The sequence below is a fragment of the Fodinibius sp. GM108 genome (assembly GCF_058386985.1).
On sequence record NZ_JBYEIR010000001.1, the window covers coordinates 616,808 to 643,026 of the forward strand.

The window sequence follows — 26,219 nt, forward strand, 5'->3', positions numbered from 1 at the left end:
ACAATGAAAAAAGATGATCTGATTTTAGTGACCGGTGCTACAGGTAAACAGGGAGGAGCTATTACGGACGAGCTCCTCTCCAGAGGTTATTCCGTGCGGGCAATGACAAGAAAACCGGATGGTGAATCGGCCGAGAGGCTGAAAGTAAAGGGAGCAGAGGTCGTGTATGGTGATTTCGATGATAAAGATTCCTTGGTCGAAGCACTGGATGGCGCTTGGGGCGCCCTGGCAGTACAAAATACCTGGGAGGCTGGTGTTGAACGCGAAGAGGAGCAGGGAAAAAGATTTGCCCGGTTAGCCAAAGATGCGGGAGTGCATCATATCGTCTATCAGTCGGTGGCTTCGGCACAGCACAATACCGGTATCCCTCACTTCGAGAACAAATGGAGAATCGAAGAAACCATCAGAAGTCTCGGCTTCCCTTCCTACACTATAATTCGCCCGGTTTTCTTTATGGATAACATTGCAGGCCCCTGGTATAAATCGGGTATTGATCAGAATGTATTTGCTATTGGCATCCGACCCGAGACCAAACTCCAGATGATAGCAGTGGAGGATATCGGCAAGTACGGAGCCATGGCATTCGAGCGGCATGAAGAACTGAATGGCCAGGCCATAGATGTTGCCGGTGATGAGTTGAGCGGACCCGAGGCCGCGGATATATTAAGTGAAGTGACTGGACGTACCATTAAATACCAGCATATTCCTATCGAGGAGATCCGGAAATCCAGTGAGGAATCGGCTGTGATGTTCGAGTGGTTCAATGAGGTGGGCTACAGCGTAGACATTGAAGATAATGCACGTAAGTACGCCATAAAGCCGACCCGCTTTCCGGAATGGGCGGCCCGACAGAATTGGAGAGTAAAGGTTGCCTGATATGATAAGGCTTGATTAGGTGATTGAGTTAAGGAGATTGAGGGTCCGGAGACTAAGCTTCGGATCCTCTTTTGTTTTCTTTCCGATAGCATTCGGAACGGGCTCCTCCGTGGCAGGAGAAAGACTTCTTGATCGGGAACGAAGTCGTTAAAAGTTTCCCTCCCTAACTCTTTAGGGAGGGAACAAGCCTGCGCTCCGAAACCTTGGTGTAGGAGTGGGTGGGTCCGCAAAGGGAGCAAAGGTGGGTCAACCAAAGGGTCCAAATTCGACAAAATTTATTGAAGTGTTTATTGCATCTCCCGCGGGAGAGGACTAAATCCGCGATGATTTGCCCCAACAGCGTCATCCGCGTTCTCTTTCACCATTCAGAATCTTATTAATTCTCGGATCCAGACGACGCCGGTGCGAACCTGCCCAATACACCTGTCCGCAGTCGGAGCACTGGGCAAAATCATCGAAGTGGCGCTTCGTCAGCGGCTCAAGCTGATCTAGCACCTCTTCTTTTGAGACGTTTTGCAGCATGCCGTTACAGTTGGGGCAGCGGGTGTAGGGTTTAACTTCATCAAAAAGATCAAATCGGCGAAGCACTTCCTCCAGCTGCTCGGCCGCATCATCGGATCGCGGCAGATAGCCATACTGGACCACTTTGTACATCAGCAGATCACGGTCGCGGGTCAGAAGTGCGCGATTATCCTCCAGCATCTGCTTGATCAGCTCCTCATCATCGGCATCATTCCGATAGGCGGTATCAAATCCTGCCATACGGAGATACCGCGCTAGCTTGCCCAGGTTGACATCCGCCAAAAATCGGGTGTTAGGCAATTTTGGTTTCTGCAGCCGTTCGGCATCAGGAAGCTCGATCGAGCTAAAAAATGGGTATACACTGATATGTTCACCATCTTGTATAAGTTCGGAAAAGTTGACGGATTCCCCGTCGATCAAGATTAGATCTACCTCCGTATGAGGCACACCGCATCCTTCGATCAGATCCTTGACAGATGTTGGTCCGGGCAGGCGACGTGAAACTGTCCGCTGTGATTTATTGGGGGAAATCAGGTCGCCGAGATCTCCATAAAAGCGGAGGGTTACGTTTAACATATCAGCTATGATAATTATGATATTACTATAGCATCAAAAATATACATTTGTTGTTGGTGATTTCGCAATTTTGGAGATGGGTATTTAGGGATTAGTTAATTGTATAACTAAGTTGCAAAGGTGCAGAGTGACTGGGTACTGAATGCCCGTTTTGAAAAGTAGCTCTTTTGATTAGGTGGAGATGGTTAGATACTGTACGGGTTCACGGATTGTATTTGCACAATAATCAATTGTCAAACCAACCCCATTTGGCTAAAGCCAATTGATATCCGCCCCCTCTATGGAGGACTATTAGTGCAGTTCAGCGGTAACCCTCAAATCCGTTTCATCAGTGTTCTATTAAATGGTATCAATCAGGATTCAGCCTCCTTTTCATACACAATCTCTCCATCAACAATCGTATATATTACTTCCGTATCCGGCAGTTCAGACGGGTCGACAGAAGTTATATCTTTTGACAATACCACAATATCCGCAAGTTTGCCGGGTGAAAGAGATCCTTTCACTTCTTCTTCACCGGCTGCATAGGCATTGTTCACTGTATAGGCCCGCAGTGCCGTTTCCATACTTACCCGTTCCTCAGGATACCAACCCTCTTCCGGTTTGCCGTCGCGCGTTTGACGCGTAACTGCTGCATACATTCCCATCAGTGGATCAGAGGTATACCACGAGGCATTGGTCCCGGGCCAGTCGCTGCCGAAGGAGAGCATCACTCCGGCATCCTGGAGCGTCTTAAAAGCATACGCCCAGCGTGATCGATCTCCGATACGCTCCTCCATCCAGCGCATATCATCAATAGCGTGGTAAGGTTGGACTTCGGCAATAATATCCATTTCGGCCATACGATCAGCTGCTTCCGGACCACTTAACACCTGACTGTGGATGATCCGAAATCGACGCTCTTTTTCTTCATTAGTTTCAAGCACATGCTCATACAGCGTGAGCAGCGAGTCGATAGCATGATCGCCAATAGCGTGGACCTGCGGCCAATGCCCGGCTTTATCCGCTTCTACCAATAGCTCTTTCATATTACCAGGTGGATACATCATATCACGCCACCGACCCAATTCACCGGATGTTAGATAGGGCTCGTAAAAACGAGCCGAAGAGTTCCCCATGATGCCATCCACAAAGCCTTTGAGTCCACCGATTTTGATCCATTCATCCCCAAAACCATGTTCAATACCCACTTCGGCCAACGCTTCCCATTTATCCAGCGTGGGACGGGCGTATACTCGGGTGGTGAGTTCGCCGCGGTCTTTAAGTTCCTGGAAAACACGCAGTTGTTCGGTTCCGGTAATGTCATGAATGGTGGTTACGCCATGTTCCCGCAGGCGCTCCAATCCTGCTCTTGCCTCCGCCAGATGTTGCTCTCTGGTTTTTTCGGGGATGACTTCTTTTATCCTGTCGGCAGCGTCTGCTGTGAGGCGGCCAGTCATGTACCCATCCGCGTCGCAATCGACTCCCTGCCAGCTGCAGTCGGCCCCGGCTGCTTCCAGAGCCCATTCATTTGCCAGGTATTCTGAACCATCCCATTTTGATAGCAGAACAGGATTATCTGTTGTGACAGAATCGATCATGGAGCGAACGGGTCGAAAAGGCTTTTTCTGTGATTCCCGGTTCTGATCGGTGCCTTCTGAATCTTGCTCCCACTGCTCATAAGCACCCCACTGTCCGCCGACGATCCAGGCACTTTCGGGCAAACGATCCCGTGCTGCTTTTACTTCTCGGATTAACCCTTCCTCATCGGATACGGCAAGCAGATTAATTCCCAGGAGCAGTTCTCCAGCCCGCTCGAAATGAGTGTGATTATCAATGAAGCCGGGCAGGACAAGTGAGCCTTCAAGATCCAGTACGTCAGTTTGGTTGCCGATATATTGCCTGACTTGCTCATCGGATCCTACTTCGAGAATTGTATTATCCTTTACAGCTATCGCAGATGCTGTGCTTTGTGTCGAGTCCATGGTGATAATCTTTCCGTTGATCAGCACCAGGTTGGCCGAGTTTTCTGGGGATTGATTGCATGCCATGAAAAGCAGTCCGGCAGCAAAAGTTACTATTATGATTTTTGATAACTGATGTACAGAGCGTGCTATTTTTCCCATCCCAATCCTTTTTAATTGATATGCTGAATATTCTTTGAAGGCTTTACCAAGTCTTTCTTTATAAATAGGTATGGTAAGAATAGCAAGTGGGTCGCCAGGTTAATATCTACACCAATCCTGTTATTTAGAGAAACAAAGAATTCTCATTGTGTCCGTAATGACAGATGAGATTTTAAGGGAATGGAAATTTATCGAGGATTGAGGAAGGCTGAAAAGAAAAAAGCCCTGCGGTCGCAGAGCTTTCTTTGATCAACTGTTTACAATATACCATGATTACCCTATACAGAACAAGTTTTTCTCATACTGTGTAAGTAATCAGTAACTAATCTGTAATTATTACAGGATGATCCAATATAATGATCGGGTAATGTTTATTTTCCTAGCCGGGATAAAATTAGAAACACAGGATTATAAACGGAGTTCTGTGCTGGTATTGAGTTATTTGCAACGACAAGTTCATTTCTCCCGATATATCGGATCATTTGAAATGACATACGATACATGGCTTTTTCTGCTAACCAGCAACCCATCCTGACATCTCGACCAGCAGATGAGATCTTTGTTTGCTTTTAAAGGGCAAATTACTCTGTCATCACGTTCCTGGCTATCAGCATTGACTGCAGAGATGTGGCGCACGTATCACTGCATTAGTAAGCATGAGGATTATCAGTACTATTGTTTATACTGACGCAGAGCGTCCGAAGGAAGCCGGAAGGAGTGTTTTGTTATGTCGATGTCATAAAGATATCTGTTAAATATGTCGATAAATTATGTATATTTCGACATATTTAATCTAAATGCTTATAATTTCGACATGTCTCATAATAATCCCAGGCGACCTTATAACGATCTTCCGACACTACCACCTGATGTGGAATTGGAATCACCCGCTGTCCTTAAAGCGGCGATTGGTGCCAACCGCGTGTTGGCGGAGCTAAAGGGGAAGGCCGAGAGTATTCCCAATCAGTCGATTCTTATTAATTCGCTGATCCTGCAGGAGGCGCGGGCCAGCTCTGAAATTGAAAATGTGGTTACGACCAATGACCGCTTGTTTGAGGCATTTTCTGCTGCTGATCAAAAGTATGATCCGCAGACAAAAGAGGTACTGCGATACCGCGAAGCTTTATGGCGGGGATTTAATGCTCTGCGGGATCGTCCGCTTACCACTAACCTGTTTGTAGAGATCGTACAGCTGATTAAACAGAATGAGATGGGTGTTCGAACTACGGCGGGCACTGCTATCGGTAATGCCTCGACGGGCAGGATTATTTATCGTCCGCCGGAAGGAGAAGAACGTATCCATTCACTGCTGGCCAACCTGGAGAACTATATTCATGAGGAGGATGAGAATATCGATCCCCTCATAAAGCTGGCGGTAATTCATTACCAGTTTGAGGCTATTCACCCGTTTGATGACGGGAATGGACGTACCGGACGCATTATCAACATCTTGTATCTGGTACAGCAGGATTTGTTGAATCTGCCCATTTTGTATCACAGCAGTTATATCATTCAGAAAAAAGGAGAGTATTACCGGCTGCTCCGTGAGGTAACTGAAGATGGGGCCTGGGAGCCGTGGATTTTGTTTATTCTGACCGCTATTCGGGAGACAGCAACAGATACAATGCAGAAAATAGATGGCATACGGCTACTTTTGGAGGAGACATTGGAAAAGGCACGGTGTGAATTGCCGGACCGGGTATATTCCAAAGAACTGGTCGAGCTACTTTTTGCTCAGCCTTACTGTAAGATCAAATTTCTGGTAGAGCAGGGGATCGCCAAGCGTCAAACAGCGGCGGATTACCTGAATGAGCTCGAAAAGATCGGTATCCTGAAAAGCAAAAAAGTGGGACGGGAGAATCTTTATTTAAATGTAAAGCTATACGATCTGTTGTCAGGACATCCGCCGAAATATGATGATGCCATCGACACGTAGAGAATATATGTTTATTTATGTGGGTTTTATCGACACATATATAGGACCTATTATTGATAAACACGATCCTAAGGCTATACCTGCACTTCCAATGCTCTGCGTTTGGTTTCATGTAATAGATTTACAAAGGTAAAATGGGACGCCGGAGCGTCCACAATAGTTCAGCCGCAGAGCGACTGAACGAGGTATTTTTCTATTTAATAGATTACTTCGCGAAGGCGGATATTGTGAAATTATCTCAAAATCCTAAATCATCACATCTCGTCCCAATGCCTGTCCTCCAAGAGCTTTAGCGTAGGAGGGCTCCGCGCCGACAGGCTCTGCTTGGGAGTCCTATAATAAACCAACCAATCATCTTGTCCCGGTGCCTGTCCTCCAAAAGCTTTAGCGTAGGAGGGCTCCGCGCCGGGACTCACTTGTTACGCTCCGCGTAACGGTTTTGCACTTCCTTGAAGGCAGAAACTACAAGTAAGACGCTAATAATTAACGAAATTCAGGATAGAACGCAGAGCGTTCTTTTGACTTCAGCAGATGAAGGAAGATTTAAAATAATTTTATTGTAAGGAATAGCGAGTAAAAGAGTCTTATTATTAAAAAGCTATTTCTTTTATATGAGCCGCTCCTATAAAATATACGATCACAGTTACCCTTATTTCGTTACCACTGGAATAGTATTTGGACTGCCTATTTTCAGTAATTCTAAGGCTGCAGCTATTATTCTTGAAAATCTGGTATTCCTACGGAATGAGCGGGATGTAAGTCTAAATGCCTATGTCATAATGGAAAATCATTTTCATGCTATACTGAGTGGTAAAGATCTTGAAGTCAAAATAGCTCAGTTTAAATCATTCTCTGCCCGACGAATTATTGATTTGTTAAAGCATAATCACCATACCCGTTGGTTGAAGAGATTTCGAAAACTTAATTCTAAATCAGATCGGGATTATCAACTTTGGAAAGATGGTTTCCATCCAAAGCAAGTTATAGGTGATAAGATGATGAGACAAAAGATTATGTACATCCACAATAATCCGGTGAAAAGGGGATATGTCGATGAACCTGAACACTGGCGTTATTCGTCAGCCAGAAATTATGCCAGAATGGATGGGATGATTCCTGTTGATCTGATTTGATTGTGCAGTAAGGCTCGATATAGAGCAGCGATTATCTCGTCTCGGCGCTCTGTGTATGGAAAGGGTAAAAGGCTCTGCGTTTGGTATAAGCTTAGTTAGAAGGTACAATGGACGCGGAGCGTCCCTCATAGTTCAGCCGCAGAGCGACTGAACGAGGTATTTTTCTATTTAATAGATTACTTCGCGAAGGCGGATATTGTGAAATTATCTCAAAATCCTAAATCATCACATCTCGTCCCAATGCCTGTCCTCCAAGAGCTTTAGCGTAGGAGGGCTCCGCGCCGACAGGCTCTGCTTGGGAGTCCTATAATAAACCAACCAATCATCTTGTCCCGGTGCCTGTCCTCCAAAAGCTTTAGCGTAGGAGGGCTCCGCGCCGGGACTCACTTGTTACGCTCCGCGTAACGGTTTTGCACTTCTTTGAAGGCAGAAACTACAAGTGAGACGTTCAATAATTAACGAAATTCAGGATAGAACGCAGAGCGTTCTTATGACTTCAGCCGCAGAGCGACTGGAGGGCAATTTATAGGTCCCCGGTAGAAAGTGTCATGGCTTAATTATCGCCGGACGACAATTTCAGCCGACCGGCGAAGACAAAATTTAGTCAACTACATCTGCCGGTAGGTCGATTGATTTTTTAAGCTGATCCCAGTCAGATTTAATATTCGTCAGCTGCTCATTAAGCGTTTCAAAACGGGTATAAGCATCATCACCGGGACGTTGATCAGCAGAAATTGCCATGCGATAGAGATATCCAAGCTGATCAATGAGCATTGGTGGCTGATAGCTTCCTTCCTCGGAGGTTACCAAGCGATCATAAAGCTCATCGAGTTTATCCATTTCAGGAGAACTACTTGATGCATCTTCTTCTCCATCCGCTGACAGCCGGTTTCGCACGGTATCTATTTGGGCGGCTATTTTATTTGACTCTCCTATGGCGTCACGAATTTTGAGATTCAGATCGTGCTGTGCCTGCAAATCCTCGTTGGTTACCCCAATCTTTTCTACGCGCGGATCGATCTTGATTGTAAGATCCTGCGTTTCACTCTGTTCACCTACCGAGAGACGTATTTTATAATCGCCGGGCACAGCCATGGGACCGGCAAAGGTGCCATGGTAATTTTCTCCGTCATCAGCCGGGATTGTCTTTGCAGGATAACGCAAGTTCCAGGTAAAGCGATTATGCCCTTCCTGAACAGTGATGGAGTCAGGCTTGCCGAAGGCATTCACTTCGGATTGGATCATGTCGCTATGTTCTGTGGCCGACTGCTCGGTGTTATTGGATTCACCGCCTGCTTTTCCTACAAAACGCCGAACAATGTTTCCGTCGTCATCTAAAATATCCAGAGTGAGCTGGTCATCGGGCAGTTCTTCAAGATAAAAATCGATCATCGCTCCGGATTGCGGATAGTCAGGAGCATTCCCATCAATCCCGCCGCCGCGATATCGCATCCTGTACGTGTCGCGCGGAGTAAAGAGATGATGTTCTTTCTCCGCCAGTTCTTCATCAAGCTGATAGATCGGAGACAGGTTATCCAAAATCCAGAAACCGCGTCCCATCGTAGACATAACCAGGTCTTTATTCTTGATCTTGATATCTGTTATAGGGGATACCGGAAGCCCTTGTTCAAGCTGTTTCCAGTGTTGGCCGTCATCCAGCGAAAAGAACAATCCGAAATCAGTGCCGGCATAAAGTAATCCTTCACGATTGGGATCTTCATTGATACTTCGGACGGGAAAATCATCGGGAATACCATTTTTTCCGTCAGTGAGGAGAGTCCAGCTCTCTCCGTAATCAGTAGTGTGGTAAATATAGGGATGAAAATCATTCAGCAATCGTCGCTGCACAGCAATATAGGCAGTGCCAGAATTGTGGGGCGAAGGCGCAATGCCGTCAACACGTCCATTTGGTGGAACGTCTTCGGGAGTGACGTCCATCCAGTTTTCGCCGCCGTCTCGGGTTACATGCACCGGACCATCATTGGCGCCGGTCCAGATGACATCAGCACTATGCGGTGATACCTCTACGTCATAAAGCGTACTGTAATGTTCTTCGCCGGTAATATCGCGGGTAATAGGTCCACCTGAAGCTACTTGAAATTCATCTTTGAAGGCAGTAAGATCGGGACTTATCCGTTCCCAGGTCTGACCGCCGTTCGTAGTGCGGTGGACGTACTGTGATGCGTTATAAACTACGCTGGAGTCATGCGGAGAAACTTCGATAGGTACCACCCGCTGGAATCTGTATTTCAGCTTTTTGGGATTTCGCCCATACATATATTCGGCCCCTACGTAATAATTTCGTTCCTGTCCGGTGATTTTGCTGTATTGGCCAAAACGTCCTTTACAGTTGGCAAACACAGTAGAGGGGTTATTGTATTGTGGTACGGCAGGACCTGTTTCGCATCCGCCTGCCATATGCCAGAGTCCCTGGGCATTTTCTGCACTTTCGGCGGGAGGCAGGCTCGGCACTGAAATAGTGGAATTATCCTGCTGTCCCGCGTACAGCCAATAGGGAAATTGATCGTCAAGATTTACCTGATAGAGTTCGGCCGTAGGCTGATTGTACTGCGTAGACCATGTTTTGCCCCCGTCCAGAGTGACCGTAGCGCCGCCGTCGTTACCTTGCACCTGTATCTCGGGATTATCGGGATTGATCCAGAGGTCATGAACATCGGCATGAGTAACCGGCCGTCGCTCAAAATTTTTCCCCCCGTCGGTGGATACCCAGTAGCGTACATTTCCTACATAAACAATATCGGGATCTTTAGTGTGAGCCGTAATATTAGTGAAGTAAAAAGGTCGGCTCATAATGCTTTTCTTGTCGCTGGTTTGTTGCCAGCTCTCCCCGCGGTCGTCAGATCGATATAATCCCAGCTGATCACCAGGTGCTTCAACCAGTAGATAAATTCGATCGGGATCGGCAGGAGTGACCGCCAGATCCATCTTACCGGTTAACCCGTCCGGCAGGCCGTTTTCAAGTTTTGTCCAGTTGTCGCCACCGTCAGTTGATTTATAGAGTCCGTTTTCTTTATCGGCGCCGCTGATGATCGTCCACGGTTTTCGTTCGGCGCGCCACATTGTCGCATAAATTTCATCCGGATTCTCGGGATTTAGCTCCAGGTCGATGGCACCGGTAGAGTCGGATACAAATAACACGTTCTCCCAGGTTTCACCGCCGTCTCTGGATCGAAAAACGCCCCGCTGATCATTTTTCCCGAAAGGATGTCCGAGTGCGGCCACATATACCAAGTCCGGATCATCGGGATGCGCTTTTATCGCTCCGATCTGTCCGCCCTCTTCGAGTCCCAGGTTCTCCCAGGTTTTTCCGGCATCGGTCGATTTATACATTCCTCGTCCGGTTGTCACATTGGCGCGGATTCCATCACTGCCGGTACCCACATAAATTACGCTGGTGTCCGATTCCGGAATTTCAATTGCCCCGATCGAGGTGCTTTTAAATCCCTTGCCGTCGGTGAGGTTTTCCCAGTCCTGACCGTAATTGGTTGTTCGCCATACGCCCCCGCCGCCTGCGGCTCCCATGTAAAAGGTGTAGGGATGGTCACGATGTCCTTCTACAGCTGTGACCCGTCCGCCGCGGGTTGGACCAACTGTGCGAAACTGCAGATCATTATAAAAAGATGTATCTGCTTGCACAGTAGAAAAGGATGTTTGTTGAGCTTCGGCTTTTTGGGATGGGGCGAAAGCCAGCGTGAAAGTGAAAGAGAGAATGAAACTGATTGTAACAAAGAGGGTGTTGAGCTTTTTCATAAACGGACGATTGTCTGGCGTTTATTAGTGGAATGATTTCGAAATCCTAGAACATAGGTAAGAATTTCGTTCCTTTATTAAAAATATAGCCGGAGAAATGCAGGGAAATTGATATTTTTTAACACTCCTTTTGTCCTAATAATGCTGATCCCAGAGGGATCCGGCTGGGGCGGCCGCAAACTAGTCTCTCTAAATTGTATGTAAGCGTATGAGAGTTTATCCATTTAAAGCAGGTAATGGAGGCCCTTCAGTTACTCCCGACAGCCGTCGTAATCCATTCAGGGTGACATTGCTTGTAATCAACGCCGATTTCATGGTGAGCGGAATGGAGCGTTAGCGTAATGGAGTCGAATCCATCTCCCGGAAACAGCCCGCAGGTGTATGGGAGTATATCCTTTAGAGTTCTACGCGAGCCTCGGCAGGGAGATCCCTCTCCCGAAAGCTTTCGGGACGAGATGACACTGCTTTTTAGTAAAAAATATTATCTGCGCAGATCTGTGGCAATTCTAACAGATTATGAAATTGGCGATATACAAGTCCCCTCCGGCGGAGGGGACTATAAATTGCTTAATTTTAATGCTCATCATCCATAGTTACAGTTTCATCCATCGGCTGGGCCTCAGTTTCAGTGTGCATAATAGCTTTCCACTCACCATCAGAATCAACCCATGTTGAGGTTGAATAATATGTTCCGGAAAACATTTGATCATTAAATTTTCCAGATGCATTAAGAGTGTAAGCAATAATGGCAACACCATCAGCAGGCTGAATTACTTTGATGTCAGAAAACTCATAAGTGTCAATAGTCAAATTGCTCAGCGTTTCGATCTCTTGATCTTTGTTGGCATAACCCCTGTTGTATATACTCAATAGATCATCTGATGTATTTGCTTTAAACGTCTCCATATCGCCATTTTGAATGGCTTCATATATCTCTTTTTCTTTAGCAGTGATTGTTTCTTTAACATCTGTCATTTGACTGAATCCGACAGATGCCATTAATAGAAATAGCACTGTTAGAAATGCTGATTTTTTCATAGTTATCTCTCCTCTTATTATTAAAGACTGCCATTCGTGGCATTACATTACTTTCTTCTATACTGTAGGTGAAGGCTTTTCTTCTCAGTTATTATTACCCATCGACTTATCGGTCATCTGCTGTTGTGATGTTGCCAGATACACCGTAGAATTGTCGATCATATCCATATAGCTTTGCCAAATTTGGCCGGCTTTGTCCGCGCCGCCTTCCTGCTTGACCATCTGTGCCCACCATTTTTCGTCGTCGGGATGAATTTCCCACTCCATGTCGGTGATATCATCCATCGTCCAGACAAACATCATGTCCCATTCACCGGTTTTGAAATGAATCATTTGAGGACCATCCATGCCAGACTCCATTCCGGCTTTTGCAAAATGATTGTTAATGATGCTTTTTGCAGAATCAATGGTTCCCGGCTTAAATTTCACCATCACTACTTGATGCCAGGTATGTCCCTCCATCTTCTTAGCTTTGAGCATTTCTTCTTGCTCTTGATCCTGGGCCAGACCGGCCGTTGCGATCATTATAAGACAGGCAAATAGAAAACCACTTATTACTTTTTTCATAGCTCTCCTCACTCTTGTTTAACATGTTAATCAACTATATTTAGTTCGTTGATCAATAAATATAGAAAAAACAGAGACTTATAGGTATAAAAATTTTTATTTTAAAAAAGTAATAGTCGCTAATCAGGCCTTTTTTCTGAGGCACATTTATTCAATGACAATCTTTTTAAAATCCCGATCGACAACAAAGGAATATGTGCTGGCGAATTTGTTTTCTTCCTGAGAGAATTCGACCGATTTTTCATCTGAGCGGATATGTAATGGTTTCCCCGGAAATCCGATAAGAGAAATTTTCACATCGTTATATGCGGGAGTGTAACTGCCTTCCCGTTCGGCAGTTAGCTGTACAGTTTTTCCCTGTTGATCCGGTTTTAGACAGAAGCTTGTCATCCGATAGTTGTCATCGACATAAGAAAATCCCTCTCCCTCATCTTCATAGAAATTACTTGTTGTCTCTCTCTGGCCGTAATATACCTTTAACTCCAGCTGGTCCGGATTTCGTTCTCCGATATGTTGCACCACTTCGTGCAGGGGAAGTACGGTTCCTTCTTTTATGAAAAACGGAATTTCAGAGAGTGGGGCATCAACGGTTTGGGTGGATTTTCCTTCAAACAGTCGGTTATCACGGAAATCATACCAGCGCCCCTCTGGAAAATAAGTGTCAACTTCGCGCTTGCTTCGGTTGAGCACCGGCGAAACCAGGATCTGATCGCCAAACATAAATTCGTCGATGTGTTCAACGGCTTTTTCATCATGTTGATCTACAAATGACAGGGGGCGAAGAATCGGTGTGCCTTCAGCAGAATACTGCCGAAATGCCGTGTACAGGTAATGCAGCAAGCGATATCGCAGCTCAATAACAGATCGATTGATCTCGGTGAACTTTTTGCCGAATGTCCACGGTTCCTGTTCGCTGTCACTCAGTTGTTTTTGCAACTCAACCTCGTCCTCTTTTACGGCCGCCGCGCCATCTACGTTATAGCCCATTGAGTGGTTGCGAAACAGCGGATGAAAAACGCCGAGTTGCAGCCATCTCGTGAAGAGTTCGGCGCTCGGATCGTCGACAAATCCACCGAGATCACTGCCTACGAATGAATAACCCGAGATACTGAGGCGCTGGCACTGTTCATTAGCCAGCTTCAGATGATCCCAGGTAGCGATATTGTCACCCGTCCATAGTGCCGCGTATCGTTGTCCACCCGAAAAGTTGGCGCGTGTAAGTAAAAAGGGACGCTTGCCTTTGTTGTGTTTTTTAATGCCATTGTATGAGGCGCGGGCCATCTGCATCCCATAAATGTTATGGATCTTTTTATGACTGGCCGGCTGACCATCGAAATAGTGGCGGATGGTTTCGGGAAAAGTCTTTTTGGTAATTTCAAAGACAGCCGGTTCGTTCATGTCGTTCCAGAATCCGGCTACTCCGTCGCTTTTGATCAGATCTTCATGCAGGTCGGCCCACCAGTCGCGTACATCGGGGTGAGTATAATCGGGGAAAACAGCTTTGGAGGGCCATACCGGCGCAATCATCGTTTCACCGTCGGGACGCTTGCAAAAATAATCACGTTCCATACCCTGCCGGTAAACATCATATTTCTCATCCACTTTAACGCCAGGGTCAATCATGACAATCGTTTTGAAGCCTTCTTCACTAAGCTCCTCAATCATTTTCTGTGGGCGGGGAAATCGCGCATTATCCCAGGTAAATACCCGATAATCATCCATATAGTCAATATCAAGGTAAATTGCATCACAGGGAATTTGGCGGTCGCGGAATTCTTGCGCCAGCTCTCTGACGCGTGATTCCGGGAAATAACTCCACCGGCATTGATGATAGCCAAGTCCCCATAACGGTGGCAGATCAGGAGTCCCGGTGAGCTGCGTATAGCGCTCGCTGACCTTCAAAAGCTCCGGCCCATAAATAAAATAGTAGTTCATACATCCGCCGGCGGCCGAAAAACGACAGGTGTTGTCGCCTTTGGAGTCGAAATCAAAAAAAGAGCGATAGGTGTTGTTCATGAAGATACCGTAGGCGTGACCATCACCGGTCAAGGCTGAGAAAAATGGGATGCTGCGATACAGCGGATCATCGCCGCGTTCGTAGGTATAGGAGTCGGTATTCCAGTTTTCAAATTTCTGTCCCCGTAATCCTTCGTCGCATGCTTTGTCGCCCAATCCGAAGTAACGCACTTCGTCCGGCGCTTTCTGAGTAATCTTAACTTCGGTAATCCCTTTCATCAGCGTGTCGCGACGTGAAAACCCTTCGCTGTCCTTGCAGAGAATATTATCCTCACGATCCAGAAATGTGACTTTCATATGCTTTTTAGCGATGAGGCACTTCAGAGATTCGGTCGTAATCTGATAGTGCGCATCTTTTTCTTCCAGTTGATAATCGGCCGGATCAGGATCAAAATCGGGATCCACAGCATAGGAGAAATCAGTGGGACGATCGCCTTCAACGATATATTTAAGCTGAACGATTTCCGGGGTGTGGATGGTGAGTTGCAGCTCAATATCGTTTTCGGATAAAAATACTACTTGCTGTCCATCTTTGTTGTATTTGCTGATGGAATTGGGGCGGCGGCGGTAGAGCACGTCGGGCTGTCGCTCGTCACTCTCTTCAGCCTGTTTTTGTTTTGCTTCGGTATCAGTTTGAGACATGGATTAGTACTGGAATTATTAAGGACTCCAGAAAATATGAAAACATGGATTTAATGCAACGCTGAATATGAAATTCAAACTTTTATGTAGGATGTTTGCGTTCATTCCTTATGTGTTGCTTTTTTAGCCGTAGATAGCTAATTGTCATCCCAAAAAGCACAGAATAACGAAGAGTTTGAATGGAAGGCTGGAAAAGTTTTTTCTTTCCCTCTTTGAATGTAATTTAGCGGATGGAAATAATGAAGATCTGTGGCTTATTCTCAACGTCACTTAACTTACCACACTACGATTACAGATATCCTTTCGCTAGTTCCGTATAATTATCAATTTGCTGTCGCTTCCAATCTTCATCGCGACCTAACTCATCAGCTAACAGATCAGCCACAGGTTCGGCCATCTCAATACTAGCCCGGGCGTCCAATAACAGGGCACGGGTGCGTCGTGCCAGTACATCTTCCACGGTTTGGGCCATTTCGTTACGAGCTGCCCAAACCACTTCGGCCGGTTTATACGGCAAGTCGGAATGCAGAGGCTGATTCCAACCATCATGATCTTGTGTTAGTTTTATGAGCGAGGGTGCATCCGATCCATACAACTCAAAAGGCTCTGCAGCTTCTGTGTTTTTCAGCCAGCCGTGCAGGCGAAGGTTTTTAGTCACCGATTCACGCTCATCGAGTCCGGCTACGACAGTGGCCTCATTAATAGTATCTTCCGCCATCTTTCGATAGGTGGTCCACTTGCCGCCGGTAATTGTGACCAAACCAGAGGGATCGATCAAGAGTGTATGATCGCGTGAGATGGAAGCTGTATTGCCGCTCCCGTCTCGAGAAACGAGCGGACGAATGCCTGCAAAAACGCTGAGTACATCATCAGGTTCGGGATCATTGGTGAGATAACGGGCGGCATGAGAGAGCAAAAAATCAATTTCTTTATCGGTTGCGCGGGGTTCCAGGGATGGAGCATCGAGCGGCGTATCGGTAGTGCCCACTATTATGTGGTCGTGCCAGGGAACCGCAAACAAAACGCGTCCATCATCGGTTCTTGGCACCATGATGGCACTTTCACCCGGCTGGAATGATTTGTCCAGTACCAGATGCACACCCTGGCTGGCCTGCATGATAGATTCCACATCGGGATTATCCATCTGTCGGATTTGATCGGTGAACATGCCCGTAGCGTTGATGACAGCACGTGCCTGCAGCTCCATTGTTTTATCACCCAACTGGTCTTCAACTTTGACGCCGGAAATTAATCCATTGGCTTTGAGCAGGTCAGTCACCTTCATATAGTTGAGGGCCACACCATCGTGATCGAATATCGTTTGCATCAGGTTGATTGCCAGGCGGGCATCGTCAAATTGTGCATCGTGATAGATGACGCCGCCGTTGAGATCATTCGGCTCCAGCGTGGGAATATATTGGAGTGTTTCTTTTTTGGAGAGATGCTGGGAGCTGCCCAATCCCAGGTCACCGGCCAGTTTATCATATATTTTGAGTCCGATGCCATAGAAAGGACCTTCCCACCAGTCGTAGTTGGGCACAATAAATGACTGATTTTTTACCAGGTGAGGCGCATTTTGTCGAAGAAGTCCGCGTTCACGAAGCGCCTCTACAACCAGTGCTATATTTCCTTGGCGAAGGTAGCGTACACCGCCGTGGACAAGCTTGGTACTTCGGCTTGAAGTACCTTTGGCAAAATCATGCTGTTCGAGCAGAAGGGTGCGATATCCCCGGGAGGCCGCTTCCACAGCTGTGCCGAGGCCGGTGGCACCGCCGCCAATCACAATAAAATCCCAAACCTCAGGGTCCTCGGCTAGTTGATGAATAAGTTTATTGCGATCCATAAAGCATATAATTTGCGGCAGTTTACACTGGATTATAACAGATTTTGATTAAAGACACGGAGGATTCCGGCGTTAGAAATTTATTATCTCCTCACTAGTTTAAATTTCGTTCCGTACCTCTGGTGCGGAACGAGATTAGAATGTTGCATTTTAGATTTACTTATTCATCAGCATATCCGAGTAAGATTCGGCGATTAGCTGTTCATCAGCAATATCAAACAGCTCGAGATATTCATTACACTGCTTGCGCAGTTTTTTTTCACCAATAGAGCCATCGCGGTCAATCGCTTCGATTTCGACGAAATCCCCCAGCTCTTTAACCTCGTCGATGTGAAATTTCACATTATCGATGAAATAGATTTCACGTTTTTTATTGACAACGACTTTCGTGCCGAGCGCATTTTTGAGCAGTGCATGCAGTTCTTCGGGTTGTTCAGTTGTTACCAGGTTGATATTTGAAGGTTTGGGTGCTTTAGAATCGGAGCGACAGTAATAGATAAGTTTCTGCTCGATATTTCCCTCGCGTAACTTTAATCGTCCGTTCGGCACATTAAAATAGGTATCGATTTGATGATCGAGTCCCATATAATCCGCGTTGTGCTCTTTCAGGAGAGAGCGGATGCGCTCGGGATTATCACAGTGTGCTTTTATTTCAATGTTCAAAATACCCATAAGGAGTTAATTCTAAATAAGTTCATGTGCTGAACCTTTAGTCCTGAACTGATTCAGGATCTCTTTCAGCTCTATAAGCAATTATTCCTAAAAACTTCAATATTAAATGCACCTGGCTTCAAATTAACTTTTCTAACGAAGGCTTTACAACACCCAGTGTCATTGCGAATGGAGCGAATGAAGTGAGCGAAATGCGGCAATCTCCCTGTGTGGAGATTGCCACGGTCCGAAGCATCGGACCTCTTTAGCAAGATTTTGTTGGTTTATTCCAAACAAAAAAGCTACCGACCCTTCAGGATTATAGTTCTCGTTCTTTTGTTACAGTGATAGCCTCTTCAAGACAGCCATAGAGCACTTACAGTCGATGTGCCGACGCGGAGCACCGGCACGAGCACCTAACATATGAGGAAATTGTACGATGAATATGATCTTAAGCAATGGCTTTTACATCATCATGTTTTACTCCGGCCCATTTGATATAACGCTGGCGAACTTCCCGGATATGTTCTTCCAAATTTTCAAGTTTCCAATCAGAAACATCGATAGGTTCGTGAATATGAGCCGTGAGGTTGCCGGATTTCGTGAGAAAAGCTCCGCCTTTGCTGAGCTCCCGATTTCCTTCAAAATAGATAGGCACAATCGGATATTCCAGATCCATCGCCATACGAAACGGTCCCTTTTTGAAAGGGCCGATGACGCCCGGATGTTTTCGGGATCCTTCCGGCGCCATCATAATTGACAAATTATTCCTCTGTATCCGTTTATACGTCTTTTGAAGCTTGGCGATCGCCTCGTCCGATTTTTCGCGCTTGATAAAAATCTGTCCGGTCAGACGTCCTAAAATCAGGAAAATAGGATTATATTGGAATTCCCATTTGGCTACGAAGCGAATTTTTGGCAATCCAAGTGCCAACAGTGTAAGCACATCAAGCGTAGAGCTGTGGTTAATGATAAAAATGGCGGGGCTGGTAATTTCTTCGGAGTGTTTTTTTACATCAAAAGAGAGACCACTTACCCACATTACCGGGTAAACCATCAACGGAGCAATACGTTCGACGATAAAGTTGGAAGCTTTACCAAATGTGATAAGCAGCAAAAAAAGAATTATTGGTGTGGCTATGAGAAAAATCAGGAAGAATACTATAGTAGCCAGAAAACTACGAAAGTAATCAGAAGCGCTATAATCCGGTTGATTCATTGTAAAAATTGCTGATCCCTAATGATTCGAGAATATAGAGAGGATAATCAGAAGTGGCAAAGGGGTAAAGACAGCATATATAACTATGATTTGAAAACTTTTACAAAAGTCTACTTGAATAGACGAAAATGTTTTTGCCTATTTAAGCTAATGTTGAGATGGTGTTGACTAATCTTTTTTTTGGTTTTAAAAGTATATTAAATATTAAGCATCGGATGGTGTTTGACAGACTTTATTGGGTTTAGCTTTTTCTCTTCTAATAAAGGGTTTTGATTTTTTGGCTGTTAGTATAAGGAATACAACTAAGTAGTTGGTTATGTAATACCAGTAATATTAATGCTCTTAAATATCCGAGGTACTTCTGATATGATTAAAATGCTGCCTACCGCTAATATGAAGATCGCATCATTAATATTAATTGTGACGTTTATTTCCTCTCTGTTTCTGCTGGGATGTGAATCCGAAGATAAAACTTATCGTGTGGCAGTAGCGAATTTCTCGCACGAAACCTGCACATTTTGTCCCGGTGACAATCCGGGAATAGAAGACTGGACCTACCGGGGCGAACCTCGGCAAGGCGATGATGTGCTTGAGATGAGTAGCTTTATCCGGGGATTTGCAACGCAGGCCGAAGAATATGGGGATGTTGAAATGATAGGCCTATCGTCGCCCCGCGGTGTTTTTGGCGGAAGCTCTCGCAATGCAAATAAAGAAGAAGCCTTTGATCATTTTGTTGATCTGATGCTGGAGGATTTGGAGGAAGCCGGTGAGGTTGATGGAATTTATCTATCACTTCATGGTGCTATGGCCGTCAATAATATTGAGCGTCCCGAAGCTGAAATAGCGAAACGATTTCGGGAAAAAGTTGGTGACGACGTCCCTATTGTCGGAACATTCGATCTGCACGGGAATGAAGACGAGGCTTTTCTGGAGTGGGCTGATGGTTCTTTTGTTACTAAACGCTATCCCCATTACGATACCTACTATCAGGGAGAGCGAGCTGCCCGGTACCTGCGCAATGTGATGCGTGGCGATTATCAGCCGGCAACAGCCGTGCGGAATCCACCCATCCTTACAGCCACCGTTTTACAGTGGACAGGACAATCGCCCGTTATGGATATTATGGAACGGGCCCGGCGTTGGGAAAACCGTGAGCCTGGAACATATGTGAATGTTTTTCTCGGTTTCCCCTGGTCTGATGTGCCGGATGTGGGGACCAATGTTCAGGTGATGACCGATAACGATCAGGAGCTGGCGGACGAAATTGCGGACGATATGGCAGAATTTATCTGGAGAGTCCGCGACGACTGGGCACATGGTGAATATGCGAAGCCGGAGGAAGCAGTCAACACAGCTCGTCAGGCAATTGCCCAAGGAGAAACACCCATAGTACTGGCGGATTACTGGGATCGTCCCGGTGATGCCACATGGACCTTGAAAGAACTAATTGATCAGAATATTAGCAATATTCTTTATGCAGCACTGACCGATGAGCCGGCAATTGATGAGATTTGGGAAAAAGATATGCAAGTCGGCGATGCTTTTGATATGGAAGTAGGAGGATACACAGGCGAACAGGCCGGTGATCCGGTTCGGATTACGGGAGAATTGGCCTGGAGAGGATCGCAATGGGGGTATGATCGTGTGGCGGCCGTAGAGTTTGGTGATAATAACATGCTGGTGCTGACACCAGCTTACCAGCAGATTCGCACGCCCGAACAGACAACGTTTGGTCCCGTTGATCCGGATGATTACGATGTTTTCGTGCTCAAGACAAGAGTTCATTTTCGCCGCGGCTTTGACGAAACGGGATATGCCAAAACAATTCAAATTGTGGATGCTCCCGGTGACTGGTTCGGCACGGTTCGCCTGAATGCTCTCGATTATGAAAAAATCGATCCGGAAGATTACTATCCATTTGGAAATCCGGATTATAATCCAAAATAGAATTCGTGCAGTTTAGAAGCTAAAGCAGTTATCAATTAGAACTTAACAACGAGTTACTATGATTTCTCGAAGTAATAAAAATATATCATCTTCAATCCCAACATGGCTTGCTCAAAGTTTGAGCTTGCTCCTTCTTGTTGGATTCCTCTCCGCCTGTTCGTCCACAAATGAATCTGAGGAACAATATTTTCCGGATGAAGAGTGGGAAGAGATAACTGATTTAGAAGCGGCTGGATGGTCAGAAGAAAAGCTGGATGAGGCTCGGGCTTTTACCGAGGATTTAAATACCGCGGCAGTGGTTATAGTCCATGATGGGAAAATCCTGCGCAAATGGGGAAATGTAGAGAAAAAATATAAATGCCATTCCATCCGTAAAAGCTTTTTAAGTGCTCTATATGGGGTTCATGTAGATAAAGGAAATATCGATATAACGGCTACCCTCGCTGATCTTGGAATTGGTGATAATGATCCGCCGCTGTCTGAAAAAGAGAAACAGGCTACGGTACAGATGTTGCTTCAGGCTCGTTCGGGGATTTATCACCCGGCTCTCTATGAAACGGATGCAATGGCTGCAGCACGGCCCGACCGGCATAGCCACGAACCAGGTACAAACTGGTACTATAATAACTGGGATTTCAACGCCCTTCTGACCATTTTTGAGCAGGAAACGGGTACGAAAATATTTGAAGAGTTCGACCGGTCAATAGCTCAACCTATCGGCATGCAAAGTTATAATCCGGAGACGGATGGCGAATATTACGAAGGAGAGGCTTCCATTCACCCGGCCTATCCATTTGAGATGAATGCTATGGACATGGCTCGGTTCGGTCTGCTTTATGCCCGAAACGGTGAATGGGATGGTGAGCAAGTTATTCCTGAATCATGGGTTGAAGAGAGTACCACTTCCTATTCTGATGCCGAAGAGGATGGAGGCTATGGTTACTTATGGTGGGTGGCTGTTGATGGTCAGCATTTTCCTGATGTGGATGTTGATGTGCCCGACGGGTTATATACAGCTCGGGGTTACAGGGGACATGTTATTGCTGTGGTGCCAGAAATGGATTTAGTACTTGTGCATCGGGTTGATACTTTTACCGAGGATGACCGTGTTTCGTACAGCGAAGTAGGTCAGCTGCTGATGAAAGTTATCGAAGCATACGAACAGGAAGTATGATCAGAAAAACGCGCTAGTTCTCAAGTCCTTAATATTCAGAATAACAGTATAGATCTATAAAAACTTATGAACACTTTTCTCCGTTTGACGATATTGAGTATAGCCTATGCACTGTTTTCCTGCGCTACTGGATCGCACGTTGTGCAGGATACAAAGAATGAAAGCCAGATTTCTGATGATTCTTTATATGCAAACCTTGCAGAACAGGTATTAGTAAAACGGACAGATTATGGGGTACCTCATATTCAGGCCGAGAATATACGCGCAGCGGGATATGCTATGGGCTATGTGCAGATGGAGGATTATGGCGAAGAGGTTATTGAAAGTTTGATTCGGGCACGTGGTGAATGGACCCGTTATAATGAGGAAAAGATTGATGATTTTGAATATGCTATCGATTCGGACGCGGCAAGCAGACGAGATTATGCCCGGGCGGTAGAAACATGGCACGATCTGCGGAAAGACACACGCGAGATTACCAAAGGATTTGCCGCGGGTGTAAATCGTTATATTGAAAAGCATCCGGATGAGTTTGATGATTGGGTCGAGCCGTTTTTCACGGAATACGATGTGCATGCGCGGGGAATTGGCGGACCCAGCAGTTATTCAATCCGGCAGTTTTTGGATGCCCTGGAACGCAAACAAGAGCGGGAGGAGAAAAAAGATGTTGCTTCACGGCAATCATCGGAAGCTAATCTGAGTGCTCAATCTACAGTGTGGGCGCGCCTTGCCGACCGGGCAGAAGAACCGCATCCTGATGTAGGATCGAATGCCTGGGCACTGGCACCGGAACGCACCAAGTCCGGTAACGCAATTTTGGTCCGCAATCCGCATCTGTCATGGGATGCCGGCTATTACGAAGCCCAGGTTACAGTCCCCGGCAAGTTTAGTTTTTATGGGGATTTTCGAATGGGAGGTCCGCTCGGCATTATTGGTGGATTTAATGAACGACTGGGCTGGGCTACAACCAATAACTATCCTGATCTGGATGAGATCTATGCTTTCGAAGCCGATCCGGAACGGCCGGATCACTTTTTGGTGGATGGCGGATCGGTACCTATTAAAAAGGAAGAGATCACTGTTGAGTTTAAAAACGGTGAGAGTTTCGGACTGGAAACGCGTGAATTTTTAAGTACTCCTTACGGGCCGGTAATCCATCGTGGGAATGGAAAGGTATACATCATCAAATCAGCCGGAGATGGTGAGTTTCGCATGGGAGAACAGTTTCTGGAGATGATGAAAGCTCAAAATCTGGAAGAGTGGAAAGAGGCCATGCATATCCGGGGACGAACGGCTTCTAATCTGACATACGCCGATGCCGATGGAAATATTTTTTATGTATGGAATGCCTCCACGCCTGATTTACCGCACGAATGGGGCGCGGATACAACCGCTGTGCCGGTGGAGAGCAGTGATCAAATGTGGAGCGAGTTAATCCCCTGGAATGATCTGCCTCAGCTTTTAAATCCCGAAGGCGGATATCTGCATAATGAAAATGATCCGTTCCACTTTACCAATTTGAATGAGGTTTTTGACGAGGATGAGTTTCCGGAACATTATCCCGAGCCGCGCTTTCGCCTGCGAAGTCAACACTCTGATCTTCTGATCAATAATGACAAAAAGTTTTCTCTTGAGGATATCACCGAGATCAAGCACAGCATGAACATGCTGCTTGCCGATCGTGTAAAAGATGATCTGGTGGAGGCGGTCAATAGTGCATCCGATACTTTAAGCGAAGAAGTTACGGATGCGATTGAGCATATCGACGAGTGGGATAACACCGTTGCCAAAGACAGCCGGGGCGGAGTTCTTTTTAAAACCTGGTGGTGGAGATACCAGGATACTGCTGATTCGACCAGTGTGGACTCTTCACCCGAATCGGCTGGTTTTTCTGCAACGCCCGAGCGACTGTTTAGTGAAGTCTGGACGCCCGACCATCCCACAGAAACACCCCGTGGACTGGCTGATCCGGATCGTGCAGTAAAAGCATTTGAATGGGCTGTAGACAAAACTCATGAGCGGTATGGTGGTTGGAACTTGGCCTGGGGCGATGTTCACCGTGCGCGTATCGGGGACAAAGATCTGGCGGTTGGCGGCTGTACCGGTTTGCTGGGATGTTTTCGCGTGCTCTGGTTTATCGAGCATGAAGAGGACAAGCAAAAGCGCGAAGTAAGAGGCGGTGATGGCTGGGTCTTGGCCGTGGAATTTGGTGAGGTGCCAAAAGCCTACTCGATTTTAGCGTATGGACAAAGCACGAAAGAAGATTCTCCCCACTTTAACGATCAGCTGGAACTGTTTACAAATGATGAAATGAAGAAGGTAGCACTTACTGATGAAGAGATCGAAGAGCAGGTTATCCGGAGCTATCATCCCGGTGAGGAAAAATAATGCAAAAAATCTGCTAACCGATTTTTACTAACGGAGAAATATTTATTACTTCTTCCTTAGTTTTCCAAGAGGTCTGCTGGATTTAGAGAATTACAACCAGAAGAAGTCGACTTGATTCAAATTTTGAGGTTTTTGAAGGGTATAGCGGGACTATTTAATCCCGACTCATAGGTGCAGTAGATTAAGCTAAGTCGACAGACTCCTGGTGCGCTGATTAATAAATAAGTATCTAATAGGTTTTAAGAAGTTGAAGTATCTACCCCGTTGTCATCCCGAATTCGCCAGCTGGCGGATGAGGGATCTCAAATGTATCAGAAACTCTGACTTGTAGGGTGGAAAGCTTGTATCAACGATTGAGATCCCTCGTCACCCGACGGTTGTCGGTATCCTCGGGATGACAAATTTAATACATATTAACAAGTCATACTATCTTTTGCCTCATGACGTAGACCACCAAGCACAAAAACACAAAAAACTAGTAATTTCGTCCTGCTATAGGATAGATAGCTCGTTGGTAATTAATCATAAAATAAACAGATATCATGTTACCATTTAGAAAAAAGGTACCGGTTCTTCTTTTCATATTTTTGGGATTTTTTGCTGCTTGCGAAAATCAGTCGGTGAATCAAGAGGCCATTGAAAAAAGTCGTCATGTTGTTGATACGCTAATGACCGGTGAAAATATTCCCGGACTGCAGATTGCGGTTTGGAAAGAAGGTGAAACCGTATTTTCAGAAGGATTCGGATATGCCGATGTCGAGCATCAGGTGCCAATGAATCCCGATGTTAAGATGAGAATTGGCAGTGTATCCAAAACGCTTACGTCGGCGGCTATTGGAAAGCTGTATGAGGAGGGGAAGCTTGACCTGGAGGCGGAGGTCCAGGAATATGTCTCTTATTTCCCCGAAAAGCGATCACCTGTCACCGTTGAACAAGTAGCTGGTCATACAGCCGGTATTCGTCATTACCGCGGTGATGAATTTCTGATGAATAAACGCTTTGATACGGTAAAAGAAGGCATCGAAATTTTTGATGACGATACGCTTTTGTTTGAGCCTGGAACCGATTACAGCTATAGCAGTTATGGCTGGAATCTGATCAGCGGAGTGGTAGAAGGCGCAGCGGATACTACCTTTCTTGCTTATATGAAGGATGAAGTTTTTGAACCGCTGGGGATGAATCAGACCGAGGCCGAATATACCGACAGTCTCGTATACAACCGCACCAGCTATTATGTAGAAGGAGAAAATGATGAAATACTCAATGCTCCTGCCGTGGATAACAGCTATAAATGGGCCGGCGGCGGATTTATCGGTACAGCTGAGGATTTATTAAAGTTCGGCGAAGCAATTTTTTGGGATGATTTTCTTGCCCCTGAGACAGTGGAGATATTGACAACTTCTCTTGAATTAGAATCGGGAGATAAAACCAATTACGGCATCGGCTGGGGAATTGGCGTTGATGACGAGGGACGCCGGCACTACGGACACAGTGGCGGCTCGGTCGGTGGAACAACGCAGTTTGTTGTATATCCCGAACAACAGGTCATTGTAGCGATGGTTGCTAATAAAAGCGGGGTATCATATCGCGATGCACACCATGTTATCGCCGACTTTTTTATGGATGAGGTGTCAGATTCATCTCAGGTGGCAACCGAATAAGAAGGAAAACTGAAGCTATGCGGAGGATGTCTAATAAGTGGTTTTTCCAAAACTACCCATGTCATGCTGAACTTGTTTCAGCATCTATAAGCAATCGTTCTTTAAAAGCTTTTAATACAACTTTTGCTCCAGACCCTGAAATAAATTCAGGGTG

General features: G+C 46.0%; 18 protein-coding genes. 9 read left to right on the top strand and 9 right to left on the bottom strand.

All coding sequences use genetic code 11. The features are described from left to right. The first annotated feature begins 3 nt into the window (after positions 1-3). Positions 4-876 (top strand): NmrA/HSCARG family protein, encoded by an 873-nt coding sequence (locus tag ACT3ID_RS02700; protein WP_491540434.1) that lies wholly within the window; start codon positions 4-6, stop codon positions 874-876. Positions 877-1,218: 342 nt separating this feature from the next. Here the strand turns inward: ACT3ID_RS02700 and ACT3ID_RS02705 are convergent, their stop codons facing one another. Both ACT3ID_RS02705 and ACT3ID_RS02710 read right to left on the bottom strand, forming a co-directional pair. Further along, complete coding sequence (locus tag ACT3ID_RS02705; protein WP_491540435.1) at positions 1,219-1,974, bottom strand: Mut7-C RNAse domain-containing protein; 756 nt, start codon at positions 1,972-1,974, stop codon at positions 1,219-1,221. 353 nt (positions 1,975-2,327) lie between these two features. Then, positions 2,328-4,079 (bottom strand): amidohydrolase, encoded by a 1,752-nt coding sequence (locus ACT3ID_RS02710; RefSeq protein ID WP_491540436.1) that lies wholly within the window; start codon positions 4,077-4,079, stop codon positions 2,328-2,330. Positions 4,080-4,836: 757 nt separating this feature from the next. Here ACT3ID_RS02710 and ACT3ID_RS02715 point away from each other — a divergent pair. After that, positions 4,837-6,015, top strand: a complete 1,179-nt coding sequence (locus ACT3ID_RS02715) for a Fic family protein (protein WP_491540437.1) — start codon at positions 4,837-4,839, stop codon at positions 6,013-6,015. Positions 6,016-6,626: 611 nt separating this feature from the next. Beyond that, the gene (locus ACT3ID_RS02720; RefSeq protein WP_491540438.1) at positions 6,627-7,148 is read left to right on the top strand and encodes an REP-associated tyrosine transposase; all 522 of its coding nucleotides are present in this window, start codon (positions 6,627-6,629) and stop codon (positions 7,146-7,148) included. A 600-nt stretch (positions 7,149-7,748) separates the two neighbouring features. On the opposite strand, the gene ACT3ID_RS02725 is transcribed toward ACT3ID_RS02720, so the two are convergent. After that, entirely contained in the window at positions 7,749-10,919 is a 3,171-nt protein-coding gene (locus ACT3ID_RS02725; RefSeq protein ID WP_491540439.1) for a WD40/YVTN/BNR-like repeat-containing protein, read from the bottom strand. Positions 10,920-11,127: 208 nt separating this feature from the next. Here ACT3ID_RS02725 and ACT3ID_RS02730 point away from each other — a divergent pair, with 208 nt between their 5' ends. Continuing rightward, complete coding sequence (locus ACT3ID_RS02730) at positions 11,128-11,256, top strand: hypothetical protein (protein ID WP_491540440.1); 129 nt, start codon at positions 11,128-11,130, stop codon at positions 11,254-11,256. Positions 11,257-11,260: 4 nt separating this feature from the next. Then, positions 11,261-11,512 (top strand): hypothetical protein, encoded by a 252-nt coding sequence (locus tag ACT3ID_RS02735; RefSeq protein WP_491540441.1) that lies wholly within the window; start codon positions 11,261-11,263, stop codon positions 11,510-11,512. Here the strand turns inward: ACT3ID_RS02735 and ACT3ID_RS02740 are convergent. The 6 genes from ACT3ID_RS02740 to ACT3ID_RS02765 all read right to left on the bottom strand — a co-directional run bounded on the left by ACT3ID_RS02740 (position 11,493) and on the right by ACT3ID_RS02765 (position 18,895). Next, the gene (locus ACT3ID_RS02740; RefSeq protein ID WP_491540442.1) at positions 11,493-11,957 is read right to left on the bottom strand and encodes a nuclear transport factor 2 family protein; all 465 of its coding nucleotides are present in this window, start codon (positions 11,955-11,957) and stop codon (positions 11,493-11,495) included. The two genes, ACT3ID_RS02735 and ACT3ID_RS02740, sit on opposite strands and share 20 nt — an antisense overlap. An 84-nt stretch (positions 11,958-12,041) precedes the next feature. Continuing rightward, on the bottom strand, positions 12,042-12,524 hold the full coding sequence (locus ACT3ID_RS02745) for a hypothetical protein (RefSeq protein WP_491540443.1): 483 nt from the start codon (positions 12,522-12,524) through the stop codon (positions 12,042-12,044). Positions 12,525-12,671: 147 nt separating this feature from the next. Next, positions 12,672-15,182 carry a glycoside hydrolase family 31 protein gene (locus ACT3ID_RS02750; protein WP_491540444.1) on the bottom strand — a complete coding sequence of 837 codons (2,511 nt, stop codon included), beginning with the start codon at positions 15,180-15,182 and terminating at the stop codon, positions 12,672-12,674. A 289-nt stretch (positions 15,183-15,471) separates the two neighbouring features. Then, entirely contained in the window at positions 15,472-17,025 is a 1,554-nt protein-coding gene (locus ACT3ID_RS02755; protein WP_491540445.1) for a glycerol-3-phosphate dehydrogenase/oxidase, read from the bottom strand. 156 nt (positions 17,026-17,181) lie between these two features. Beyond that, the gene (locus ACT3ID_RS02760) at positions 17,182-17,697 is read right to left on the bottom strand and encodes a class IV adenylate cyclase (RefSeq protein WP_491540446.1); all 516 of its coding nucleotides are present in this window, start codon (positions 17,695-17,697) and stop codon (positions 17,182-17,184) included. A gap of 430 nt (positions 17,698-18,127) precedes the next feature. After that, positions 18,128-18,895, bottom strand: a complete 768-nt coding sequence (locus ACT3ID_RS02765; RefSeq protein ID WP_491540447.1) for a lysophospholipid acyltransferase family protein — start codon at positions 18,893-18,895, stop codon at positions 18,128-18,130. Between the two features lie 336 nt (positions 18,896-19,231). Here ACT3ID_RS02765 and ACT3ID_RS02770 point away from each other — a divergent pair, with 336 nt between their 5' ends. From ACT3ID_RS02770 to ACT3ID_RS02785, 4 genes are all read left to right on the top strand, one after another. After that, entirely contained in the window at positions 19,232-20,842 is a 1,611-nt protein-coding gene (locus ACT3ID_RS02770) for a M81 family metallopeptidase (RefSeq protein WP_491540448.1), read from the top strand. Positions 20,843-20,900: 58 nt separating this feature from the next. Continuing rightward, positions 20,901-22,016, top strand: a complete 1,116-nt coding sequence (locus tag ACT3ID_RS02775) for a serine hydrolase domain-containing protein (RefSeq protein ID WP_491540449.1) — start codon at positions 20,901-20,903, stop codon at positions 22,014-22,016. A 66-nt stretch (positions 22,017-22,082) separates the two neighbouring features. Then, the gene (locus ACT3ID_RS02780) at positions 22,083-24,404 is read left to right on the top strand and encodes a penicillin acylase family protein (protein ID WP_491540450.1); all 2,322 of its coding nucleotides are present in this window, start codon (positions 22,083-22,085) and stop codon (positions 24,402-24,404) included. 542 nt (positions 24,405-24,946) lie between these two features. Continuing rightward, on the top strand, positions 24,947-26,065 hold the full coding sequence (locus ACT3ID_RS02785) for a serine hydrolase domain-containing protein (RefSeq protein ID WP_491540451.1): 1,119 nt from the start codon (positions 24,947-24,949) through the stop codon (positions 26,063-26,065). Positions 26,066-26,219: the final 154 nt, after the last annotated feature.

Coding starts and splice junctions, on each gene's coding strand:
- ACT3ID_RS02780 (WP_491540450.1), top strand. CDS start 22,083: ATGAACACTTTTCTCCGTTTGACGATATTGAGTATAGCCTATGCACTG.
- ACT3ID_RS02750 (WP_491540444.1), bottom strand. CDS start 15,182: ATGTCTCAAACTGATACCGAAGCAAAACAAAAACAGGCTGAAGAGAGT.
- ACT3ID_RS02765 (WP_491540447.1), bottom strand. CDS start 18,895: ATGAATCAACCGGATTATAGCGCTTCTGATTACTTTCGTAGTTTTCTG.
- ACT3ID_RS02715 (WP_491540437.1), top strand. CDS start 4,837: ATGTCGATAAATTATGTATATTTCGACATATTTAATCTAAATGCTTAT.
- ACT3ID_RS02700 (WP_491540434.1), top strand. CDS start 4: ATGAAAAAAGATGATCTGATTTTAGTGACCGGTGCTACAGGTAAACAG.
- ACT3ID_RS02740 (WP_491540442.1), bottom strand. CDS start 11,957: ATGAAAAAATCAGCATTTCTAACAGTGCTATTTCTATTAATGGCATCT.
- ACT3ID_RS02725 (WP_491540439.1), bottom strand. CDS start 10,919: ATGAAAAAGCTCAACACCCTCTTTGTTACAATCAGTTTCATTCTCTCT.
- ACT3ID_RS02720 (WP_491540438.1), top strand. CDS start 6,627: ATGAGCCGCTCCTATAAAATATACGATCACAGTTACCCTTATTTCGTT.
- ACT3ID_RS02785 (WP_491540451.1), top strand. CDS start 24,947: ATGTTACCATTTAGAAAAAAGGTACCGGTTCTTCTTTTCATATTTTTG.
- ACT3ID_RS02775 (WP_491540449.1), top strand. CDS start 20,901: ATGATTTCTCGAAGTAATAAAAATATATCATCTTCAATCCCAACATGG.
- ACT3ID_RS02760 (WP_491540446.1), bottom strand. CDS start 17,697: ATGGGTATTTTGAACATTGAAATAAAAGCACACTGTGATAATCCCGAG.
- ACT3ID_RS02745 (WP_491540443.1), bottom strand. CDS start 12,524: ATGAAAAAAGTAATAAGTGGTTTTCTATTTGCCTGTCTTATAATGATC.
- ACT3ID_RS02755 (WP_491540445.1), bottom strand. CDS start 17,025: ATGGATCGCAATAAACTTATTCATCAACTAGCCGAGGACCCTGAGGTT.
- ACT3ID_RS02705 (WP_491540435.1), bottom strand. CDS start 1,974: ATGTTAAACGTAACCCTCCGCTTTTATGGAGATCTCGGCGACCTGATT.
- ACT3ID_RS02770 (WP_491540448.1), top strand. CDS start 19,232: ATGCTCTTAAATATCCGAGGTACTTCTGATATGATTAAAATGCTGCCT.
- ACT3ID_RS02735 (WP_491540441.1), top strand. CDS start 11,261: ATGGAGTCGAATCCATCTCCCGGAAACAGCCCGCAGGTGTATGGGAGT.
- ACT3ID_RS02730 (WP_491540440.1), top strand. CDS start 11,128: ATGAGAGTTTATCCATTTAAAGCAGGTAATGGAGGCCCTTCAGTTACT.
- ACT3ID_RS02710 (WP_491540436.1), bottom strand. CDS start 4,079: ATGGGAAAAATAGCACGCTCTGTACATCAGTTATCAAAAATCATAATA.